The organism is Streptomyces sp. NPDC000941 (genome assembly GCF_053599555.1).
The window spans coordinates 1-8,488 of sequence record NZ_JBSFMM010000339.1 but is presented as its reverse complement, the minus strand read 5'-3'; the positions used below and the strand labels follow the sequence as shown (position 1 = coordinate 8,488).

Sequence of the window (8,488 nt, the reverse complement as noted above, 5' to 3'; positions counted from 1 at the left end):
GCCGCGCCCTGACGCGGCGCCGCGCCGGCCGCCGCGCCCGGGCTGCCACGGCACCGCGCATCACGCGCGCAGGCCGCCAGGCCGCCGCACGACTCGCCTACTCGCCGAGAAAGCCCAGCAGCGCGGCCGTGAGCTCGGCCGGGGCGTCCTCCTGGACGAGATGGCCCGCGCCCTCGAACAGCCGCAGCCGCGCACCGGGGATCAGGCCGGCCAGCTCCCGCCCCCGCTCCGGCGGAATCCAGCTGTCCGCGGAGCCCCAGCAGACCAGGACGGGCAGGTCGAGCTCGCCGTAGCGGCCCTGGATCTCGTCGGTGAAGCGCTGGTCGTTCTGCGCCATCTGCCGGTAGAGCGCGGCCTGCCCGTCCCCGTCGCACCACGGTTCGACGAGCCGGTCCAGGACCGCCGGGTGCAGCCCGGGACCGCTCGCCGAGGCGACGTACTCGCGCACAAGAGCCCGGTGCAGCCCGGGTGGCAGCCGCTCGAAGACCTCCGCGTGCTCGCCGAGCAGCCGGTAGGTGGGGGAGCCCCAGGGGGCCAGGGCCACCGGGTCGACGAGGGCCAGTCGGCGGTAGCGGGCGCCGTGCAGCAGCTGGGCGCGCAGGGCGACGCAGCCGCCGAAGTCATGGGCGACGACGGACGGCGTCCGCTCGCCCCCGGCCAGCCCCCACAGGTCAAGCAGCTCGGTGAAGACCCGGGCCTGGGCGGCCAGGGAGACGTCCTGGCCCGCGCGCTTCTCCGAGGCGCCGTAGCCGGGCATGTCCCAGACGAAGACCCGGTGGCGGTCGGCGAGCGCGCGGGCGACGGACCGCCAGACGTACGAGGAGAAGGGCGTGCCGTGGAGGAGGACGACCGGCGGGCGGTCCGGGGCGCCGAGCGCGGCCCAGCGGACCTCGCCGGAGGAGCTGCGGTGGGTACGGTCCAGCGTCCAGTCGTCGTCGCTGTCGGCGTTGTCGTCGGCTGTCATGGGCAAAACGCTAGTTGCTCATGACATCCCTGTCGAGACTGTCGGCACCGGAGACGGGCAGCAGCCCGCGCTCGCCGAAGACCTTCTTGGCGACGAAGGTGGCGTTGAGGGCCTTGGGGATGCCGCAGTAGACGGCCGCGTGCAGCAGCGCCTCGGTGATCTCGGTGGGGGTGAGTCCCACGTTCAGCGCGGCGTTGATGTGCACTTCGAGCTGCGGCTCGCAGCCGCCGAGGGCGGTGAGTATGCCGAGGGTGACCAGCTGTCGGTCCCGGGGGGCCAGCTCGGGGCGGGCGTACATGTCGCCGAAGGCCCAGGCGGCGACCTGGTGGCCGAGCTCGGGGGAGATGTCGGCCAGCGAGTCGACCACTTGCTCGCCCACCTCGCCGTCGATCCGGCTCAGCACCTTCATGCCGTACTCGAACCGCTCCTGCTTGATCGTGTCGTTCGCGTTGCTCATGTCCTGAACGCTAGAAGTTGGAGTGCACTCGAAGGCAAGCGGCCAGGCAGAGGGGCGGGTAGGGGGCGGGCAGGGGTCAGGTGCGGCGCTCCTCCGTGCGCCCGGCACGCGCCCCCACTCCGGCTCGCTCCGGCTCGTAGAATCGAGCCCACCATGGTTTACCTCGACCACGCCGCCACCACCCCGATGCTTCCGGAGGCGGTGCAGGCGATGACCGCCCAGCTCGCCGTCACCGGCAACGCCTCCTCGCTGCACGCCGCCGGCCGCCGGGCGCGCCGTACCGTCGAGGAGTCCCGCGAATCGCTCGCGGCCTCGCTGGGCGCGCGCCCGAGCGAAGTCGTCTTCACCTCGGGCGGGACCGAGGCCGACAACCTCGCGGTGAAGGGACTCTACTGGTCCCGCCGGGACGCCGACCCCGCCCGTACCCGCGTGCTCGCCAGCCCCGTCGAGCACCACGCCGTCCTCGACGCCGTCGACTGGCTCGCCGAGCACGAGGGCGCGCGGGTCGAGTGGCTGCCCGTGGACGCGTACGGGCGGGTGCACCCCGACGCGCTGCGCGAGGCGATCGCTCGCGACCCCTCGGATGTCGCCCTCGCGACCGTGATGTGGGCCAACAACGAGATCGGCACCATCATGCCGGTGCCCGAACTGGCCGCCGTGACGGCGGAGTTCGGGATCCCGCTGCATGCCGACGCGGTCCAGGCCTTCGGCCAGCTCGACCTGGACTTCGCCGCCTCGGGCCTGGCCGCGATGACGGTCAGCGGCCACAAGATAGGCGGGCCGTACGGGATCGGCGCGCTGCTCCTCGGGCGCGAGTGGACCCCGGCGCCGCTGCTGCACGGCGGCGGCCAGGAGCGCCAGGTGCGCTCCGGCACGCTCGACACCCCGGCCATCGCGGCCTTCGCGGTCGCGGCCGCCCATGCCGCCGCCCACCGCGAGGAGTTCGCGCGCGAGATCGGGGCGCTGCGCGACGCGCTGATCGGCGCCGTCCGGGCCGCCGTCCCCGACGCGGTGCTTGGCGGCGACCCGGACCCGGCGGGCCGCCTCCCGGCCAACGCGCACTTCTCCTTCCCCGGCTGCGAGGGCGATTCGCTGCTCCTGCTGCTGGACGCGCGGGGCATCGAATGCTCGACCGGCTCGGCCTGCACCGCGGGCGTCGCCCAGCCCAGCCATGTCGTCCTGGCCACCGGCACGGACCCCGACCTGGCGCGCGGCACGCTGCGCTTCTCGCTCGGCCATACGTCGACCAAGGCGGATGTGGAGGCGGTGGCGGACGCGATCGGCCCGGTGGTGGAGCGGGCGCGCGGCGCGGGTCTGAGCTAGGGAGAAATCAGCGGCACGGCCAAAGGACACGACCAAAGGCACGACCAAAGGCACGACCAAAGATGTCACCAAAGGCTGGGCCAATGGCGGAATTCGCCGTGGCGAAAAACATGCCAAGGTGGTTCGGGATATCTTTCCGATCCACCTGAAAATCGCCCCCGGCGGCTAGTCTCTCCCCGGAATGCAACCCCTTCCGAGGAGGCTCAATGACGAGATTTTCGGTGAGACGGAGCATGGCCGCCGCCGCAATTGCCGCGACGGCTCTTATAGGAACGAGTGCGACGGCTCAGGCCACACCGGCCAATTCGGGATACGAGCCCGTAACCGGCATTCAGAACTGCTGGGTGGGCGGACACACCTGGTTCGGCGTACAGGGCGGCGAGGTCGAGGTCGCGGCCTGCTACGACATCCAGAAGGACGACCAGGGGTACAAGGTCGCGTCGGTTATCCGGATACGGCGGGAAGAGGGAACTCCGGCCCCGGTGAACCTCACGACCCTCGTCACCGGCGGCGAGGACCAAAACGCCACGTCGGCGACCGTGGACGTCTCCAAGGACTCCGTGTGGCACGAAGTGCGCAGCCCCTGGAATCGGGCCTCCGGCGTCTACAACGCGTACGGCAGCTACTTCGCTCCCGGGATGAAAGACGCAAACGGCTGGCCGGTGACGACGCCGCGCGAGCTCGATTTCATGCACAACGGGGACGTCTGGCTGCCGTAAATTCCGCCTTCCGCCCGCAAAGCCGAAGCTCACCGGTCCGAAGTTCGCTGGTCCGCCAGGGCCGCCCGCACCAGCCGCAGATAGCGGGCCCAGTCCCAGAGCGGCCCGGGGTCGGTGTGGTCGGTGCCCGGCACCGCGGAGTGGCTGACGATGTGCTCGCGGTCCGCCGGGAATCCGTACCGCCGGCAGATCCTGGCCGTCAGCCGCGCCGAGGCCTGGTACATCGGGTCCGTGAAGGAGCTGGCCCGGTCCACGAACCCCTCGTGCTCGATGCCGACGCTGCGCTCGTTGTACGGGCGGTTGCCCGCGTGGAAGGCGACGTCCAACTCGCGGACCGTCTGCGCGATACGCCCGTCGCGGCGCACCACATAGTGCGCCGCGGCGCCGTGGCCCGGGTCCCGGAACGCCTCCAGTGCGTCGTAGTAGCTCCCCTGGACGACATGGATCACCACCCGGTCGACGGTGTAGTCGTACGGCCGGTCCGCCCGCCGCCAGTTCAGCTGCGAGGCCGGGACCCACAGCGCCCCCGGGTAGTCGACCTCGCCCTCCTCGCGCGGCTGGTCCACGCCGGGCAGCCGCCACCACAGCCGCTCCAACTCGTCCCGCGCCGCATAGCCGACCCCGCCGAGACCGGCGGCGACCCCGCCGATCAGCAGCGCCCGCCGCCCGAGGCGCCGCCGGCCGCTGGGCGGCGCGGCGTCGCTGTCCGTGGTCTCGTTCATGGAACTGTCAACGGACGGTGAGGGCCGCCCGGTTCCACGGCAGTTGTTGGATCATGGCGCAAACCGACCGTCGAGGAATCGACCGCTCTACCCCCGGATAGATGAATGTTGGACCATCTAGTGACTCGGCAGTGATTCGAGGGAATTCGACGAGGAGTGAACAGCATGCGTATTGGGTTCTCGCTGCCCCAGTTCGGCGCCCTGGCGCACCGCCCGGAGGAGGTGGCGCGGTTCGCGCGGCAGGCCGAGGAACTCGGCGCGGCGAGCCTGTGGGTCGGCGACCGGCTGCTCGACCCGGTCGATCCGGCCGTCGGGTACGCGGGCGCCGATACGATCCCGCCGGAATTCCGCACCGCCCTGGACCCCTTCGTCACGCTGGCCACCGCCGCCGCCGTCACCGAGCGGGTCCAACTGGGCACCAATGTCATCAACGCCCCCTGGTACCCGCCGGCTGTGCTGGCCCGCTCCCTCACCACCATCGACGCGATGAGCGAGGGGCGGCTGCTGGTCGGGCTCGGCACCGGCTGGTCCCCGGAGGAGTACGAGGCCGTGAACGTCCCGATGGCCGAGCGCGGCCGCCGCCTCGACGAAATCCTCGACGCACTGACGGCCTGGTGGACCACCAACCCCGTCGAATACCGCGGCGAACACTGGACCGTGCCCGCCTCGTACATCGATCTCAAGCCGGCCACCCGCCCCCACCCGCCCGTCTACCTGGGAGGCTGGGCCCCCACCGCCCTGCGCCGGGTGGCCCGCCGCGCCGACGGCTGGCTGCCGATCGCCGTCCCGCCCGTACCGTTCGACGCCCAGGCCGCCGTCATCGGTCCCATGACCACCATCCGGGAGACGGCCGAGCGCGAGGGCCGGGACCCCGCCACGTTCGACGCGATCCTGCGGGTCAACCCTTCGTCCGAGGCCACGGTCGAGGACATCACGACGGTGCTGGCCCGGGCGGAGGCGGAGGCGGGCGTGGACCACGCCTTCGTGGACCTGATCTATCTGGCCAAGGACGTGGACCAGGCGCTGGACCTGGCGCAGCGCATCCTGAACGGCGCAAACGCCACCTGACCGGTCCGCCACCCTCCGCCACCCTCCGTAACGATCGGCCGGGGCGATGACCGCCCACCCCCAGGGCCTACCCTGGAGGGGTTATGAATGACTTCCCCGGTGCGCCCACAGGTCCCCGCGACGGCCGTCGCCTGCGCGTACTCGCCGCCATGTCCGGCGGCGTGGACTCCGCGGTCGCGGCCGCGCGGGCGGCCGAAGCCGGCCACGACGTGACCGGCGTCCACCTCGCCCTCTCCGCCAACCCGCAGTCCTTCCGCACCGGCGCCCGCGGCTGCTGCACCATCGAGGACTCGCGCGACGCCCGCCGGGCCGCGGACGTCATCGGCATCCCCTTCTACGTATGGGACCTCGCCGAGCGCTTCCGCGAGGACGTGGTGGACAACTTCATCGCCGAGTACGAGGCGGGGCGCACCCCCAACCCCTGCCTGCGCTGCAACGAGAAGATCAAGTTCGCGGCGCTCCTCGACAAGGCGCTGGCCCTCGGCTTCGACGCCGTCTGCACCGGCCACTACGCCACGGTCGTCCTCCGCGAGGACGGCACCCGCGAGCTGCACCGGGCCTCCGATATGGCCAAGGACCAGTCGTACGTCCTCGGCGTCCTCGACGAGCGCCAGCTGGCCCACGCCATGTTCCCGCTCGGCGACACCCTCACCACCAAGGACGAGATCCGCGCCGAGGCGGAGCGGCGCGGCCTGGCCGTCGCCAAGAAGCCCGACAGCCACGACATCTGCTTCATCGCGGACGGTGACACCCAGGGCTTCCTGGCCAAGCACCTCGGGACGGCCGAGGGCGACATCGTCGACGAGGACGGCCGCAAGCTCGGCACCCACGAGGGCGCGTACGGCTTCACCATCGGCCAGCGCAAGGGCCTGCGCATCGGCCACCCCGCCCCCGACGGCAAGCCGCGCTACGTCCTGGACATCTCCCCGGTGAACAACACCGTCACCGTCGGCCCCGTCGATGCCCTCGACATCGCGTCCCTCACCGCCATCACCCCCCGCTGGTGCGGCACTGCGCCCACCGGCCCCGCCACCTACACGGCCCAACTCCGCGCCCACGGCGGCGAGACGGTGGTGACGGCGGAAGCTGTCGACGGCGAACTGCGCGTGACCTTCGCCGAGCCGGTCCGGGGGGTGGCCCCGGGCCAGGCGATCGTGCTGTACGACGGGACGCGGGTCGTGGGCTCGGCGACGATCGCGACGACGGAGCGGGCTACTGGCACGGTGCGGGCGGCGTCGGCGAGCTGAGGCGGCCCGCCGCGCCCGGATCCATGTCGTAGGAGCGAGCGCCGAATTCCAACCCCTCGAACGGGGTGGACAGCAGAAACTCTTCGAACCCGTCGGTTCCGAGAGTGGCCCACCGGTTGAGCAGCACAGGCAGCTCGTCAATGTCGGTGTCCGCCACTTCGGCGTCGAAGAGACGTTGTTGGTGCGCGGGAAGCGCCTCGCGGATCTCTCGAATCGTGCGCAACGGGGCATCGTCAGGGGTGGATGTCATGATCGCCTCTCCTGTCCGGTGACGGTCAAGCGGCGAGTGGCCCGGAGGCCACCGCCGACGCTCGGCAGTCCCGGCAGCGGCCCGGCCGGGGCGCGCGGAAGGCGCGGTCGCAGCCGTCGCAGTTCTGCAGCGGGGCGACCGGTGGGGCGACCAGTGGGGGCGCCGCCTCAGGGGTCCGGGCCGGTGGGCGAAGCGCGGCCAGACGGTAGGCGAGGAGCCGGGCCGGGCGGCGGGTGATGGGGGCGGGGAGCCCGGCCGTCAGCGCTTCGGCGATCTCGTACGGCCCGACCCCGCGGTCAAGCCACTCCGCGACGGCGGGGGCCAGCGCGGCGGTCTCCCGCTCTGACAGGATCAGGCGCGCGTCGCGGTGGCGCAGGGAGGCGAGGACGGCGGTCGCGCGAGGATCGGCGGCGGCCGGAGTCGGCCCGTCGCCCGTGTGCTCGGTGCTGGGCTCGGCGCGGGAGCCGCCGTCAGGCACCTGGCGCGCCGGTCCGGGCGGCGGTGGGACCTCGCCGCTCCCCGCCGTGCGCCCCGGGGCGTCGTACACGAACGTCCGCGTGACGATCCGCCCGCCCGGGCCGCGCTCGACACGGCGCTCGAGCCACCCCTCCGCCTCCAACTCGTTGAGAGCGGCGGAGATCCGCCCCCGGCCTTCCTTGAAGTGCGCGCACAGCACGTCGATGCGGATGGACGCGCCATCGGGGAGGGACAGGATGTACGCCGCGACGCCGACGGTCACCGCGCTGCCCGCGCGCTGGGCGAGCCGGTTGGAGAGCACGGTGAAGTTGTCGGTGTGGCGGGTGCGGATATGAATCACGCCGGATGCCGGAGCACCGGCGGAAGCGCGCACGGGCGCACTAGACTGCTCTTCAGCCATGGGGAAGGGTCTGACTTCCTGATTGGTCAGGCCCTCGTTCGGGATGGCAGTCCCGGCCGGGGGCCGTCGTCTGTGTGGGGTTGTGTTGCCGCGAGCGTAACCCCTTCGCGGACGCGTCTGCGCCCAAGTCACCCGAAGGGGTGATGGGTTGGGGAGGTGGGTGGGAGTTCTCTACCTGGGTCCTTGGGTAGGGCGCTGTCCCACCGCATGCCTGCCCAGCGACACCTGGCACCGCCCGACCGAGGTCCAGCCGCTCGGCATCCGGTGCGACCTGCAGCGATGGCGCGCAGGCCACTCAAAGCCGCATGAGGCCCGCGGCGGTCTGCCGGAATCCACACCGCGCGTAAAAGGACTCAAGGTGCGGCTCATAGTCGACATGCAGCCACTCGGCACCACATGCCTTCGCCTCATCCGCCGCCGCACGCACTAACCGCACCCCAAGCCCCTGCCGACGTTCGCCGGGGTGCACGGTGGTGTCCAGGATGAAGGCGTGAAGACCTCCATCGCCAACCACGTTGACGAATCCGACGAGCCGGCCGTCCCGGCTCGCGGCGATCCACACCAGACTGCGGGCCAGCATCGGTGCGAAGGTGGTTGGTGTGTGATTCGGCCACGAGGCGTTGAACAGTTCGTTGAGGTCGTCGTCGGTGAGCGCGGGGCGCACCGTCAGCACCGTATCGCCGTTCTGCATAGGATCATTGAAGCTGCGCCATCTGGTCGTGGGCGGCAGTCTGGGGTGTAGATCGTCCGGCAGGGCGGTTTTACGGATTCCCGCCCGTCGTCGCGGGTGCCGCTCAGACGAAGCCGGCTGACCGCGGCTGGCTGCACAAACTGCCCGACGGCCGGTTCACCGCTCGCCCA

10 protein-coding genes are annotated in these 8,488 nt (G+C 71.8%); 4 read left to right on the top strand and 6 right to left on the bottom strand.

The window, feature by feature from the left end:
- Positions 1-97 precede the first annotated feature (97 nt).
- Both ACWDSL_RS50055 and ACWDSL_RS50050 read right to left on the bottom strand, forming a co-directional pair.
- Entirely contained in the window at positions 98-964 is an 867-nt protein-coding gene (locus ACWDSL_RS50055) for an alpha/beta fold hydrolase (RefSeq protein ID WP_450496031.1), read from the bottom strand.
- A gap of 10 nt (positions 965-974) precedes the next feature.
- A complete protein-coding gene (locus ACWDSL_RS50050) occupies positions 975-1,421 on the bottom strand; it encodes a carboxymuconolactone decarboxylase family protein (protein ID WP_450496029.1) in 447 nt (148 codons plus the stop codon).
- Between the two features lie 153 nt (positions 1,422-1,574).
- Between ACWDSL_RS50050 and ACWDSL_RS50045 the strand changes: the two genes are divergently transcribed.
- Complete coding sequence (locus ACWDSL_RS50045; protein WP_014176195.1) at positions 1,575-2,744, top strand: cysteine desulfurase family protein; 1,170 nt, start codon at positions 1,575-1,577, stop codon at positions 2,742-2,744.
- A gap of 344 nt (positions 2,745-3,088) precedes the next feature.
- The gene (locus ACWDSL_RS50040) at positions 3,089-3,463 is read left to right on the top strand and encodes a hypothetical protein (RefSeq protein WP_450496028.1); all 375 of its coding nucleotides are present in this window, start codon (positions 3,089-3,091) and stop codon (positions 3,461-3,463) included.
- Between the two features lie 29 nt (positions 3,464-3,492).
- Here the strand turns inward: ACWDSL_RS50040 and ACWDSL_RS50035 are convergent, their stop codons facing one another.
- Entirely contained in the window at positions 3,493-4,185 is a 693-nt protein-coding gene (locus ACWDSL_RS50035; RefSeq protein WP_450496026.1) for an N-acetylmuramoyl-L-alanine amidase, read from the bottom strand.
- Positions 4,186-4,350: 165 nt separating this feature from the next.
- Here ACWDSL_RS50035 and ACWDSL_RS50030 point away from each other — a divergent pair, with 165 nt between their 5' ends.
- Complete coding sequence (locus ACWDSL_RS50030; RefSeq protein WP_450496025.1) at positions 4,351-5,253, top strand: TIGR03619 family F420-dependent LLM class oxidoreductase; 903 nt, start codon at positions 4,351-4,353, stop codon at positions 5,251-5,253.
- A gap of 83 nt (positions 5,254-5,336) precedes the next feature.
- Positions 5,337-6,500 (top strand): tRNA 2-thiouridine(34) synthase MnmA, encoded by a 1,164-nt coding sequence (gene mnmA / locus ACWDSL_RS50025; RefSeq protein WP_450496023.1) that lies wholly within the window; start codon positions 5,337-5,339, stop codon positions 6,498-6,500.
- Here mnmA and ACWDSL_RS50020 read toward each other — a convergent pair.
- The 3 genes from ACWDSL_RS50020 to ACWDSL_RS50010 form a co-directional block, all read right to left on the bottom strand.
- Positions 6,466-6,750, bottom strand: coding sequence for a hypothetical protein (locus tag ACWDSL_RS50020; RefSeq protein WP_450496021.1), 285 nt, complete (start codon positions 6,748-6,750; stop codon positions 6,466-6,468). The genes mnmA and ACWDSL_RS50020 overlap by 35 nt on opposite strands.
- Before the next feature lie 25 nt (positions 6,751-6,775).
- On the bottom strand, positions 6,776-7,600 hold the full coding sequence (locus tag ACWDSL_RS50015; RefSeq protein WP_450496019.1) for a hypothetical protein: 825 nt from the start codon (positions 7,598-7,600) through the stop codon (positions 6,776-6,778).
- A gap of 322 nt (positions 7,601-7,922) precedes the next feature.
- Positions 7,923-8,318 carry a GNAT family N-acetyltransferase gene (locus ACWDSL_RS50010; protein WP_450496017.1) on the bottom strand — a complete coding sequence of 132 codons (396 nt, stop codon included), beginning with the start codon at positions 8,316-8,318 and terminating at the stop codon, positions 7,923-7,925.
- Positions 8,319-8,488 lie beyond the last annotated feature (170 nt).

Excerpts from the sequence above, each read along its gene's own strand:
- ACWDSL_RS50055 (WP_450496031.1), bottom strand. The coding sequence starts at position 964 with ATGACAGCCGACGACAACGCCGACAGCGACGACGACTGGACGCTGGAC.
- ACWDSL_RS50050 (WP_450496029.1), bottom strand. The coding sequence starts at position 1,421 with ATGAGCAACGCGAACGACACGATCAAGCAGGAGCGGTTCGAGTACGGC.
- ACWDSL_RS50045 (WP_014176195.1), top strand. The coding sequence starts at position 1,575 with ATGGTTTACCTCGACCACGCCGCCACCACCCCGATGCTTCCGGAGGCG.
- ACWDSL_RS50035 (WP_450496026.1), bottom strand. The coding sequence starts at position 4,185 with ATGAACGAGACCACGGACAGCGACGCCGCGCCGCCCAGCGGCCGGCGG.
- ACWDSL_RS50030 (WP_450496025.1), top strand. The coding sequence starts at position 4,351 with ATGCGTATTGGGTTCTCGCTGCCCCAGTTCGGCGCCCTGGCGCACCGC.
- mnmA (WP_450496023.1), top strand. The coding sequence starts at position 5,337 with ATGAATGACTTCCCCGGTGCGCCCACAGGTCCCCGCGACGGCCGTCGC.
- ACWDSL_RS50020 (WP_450496021.1), bottom strand. The coding sequence starts at position 6,750 with ATGACATCCACCCCTGACGATGCCCCGTTGCGCACGATTCGAGAGATC.
- ACWDSL_RS50010 (WP_450496017.1), bottom strand. The coding sequence starts at position 8,318 with ATGCAGAACGGCGATACGGTGCTGACGGTGCGCCCCGCGCTCACCGAC.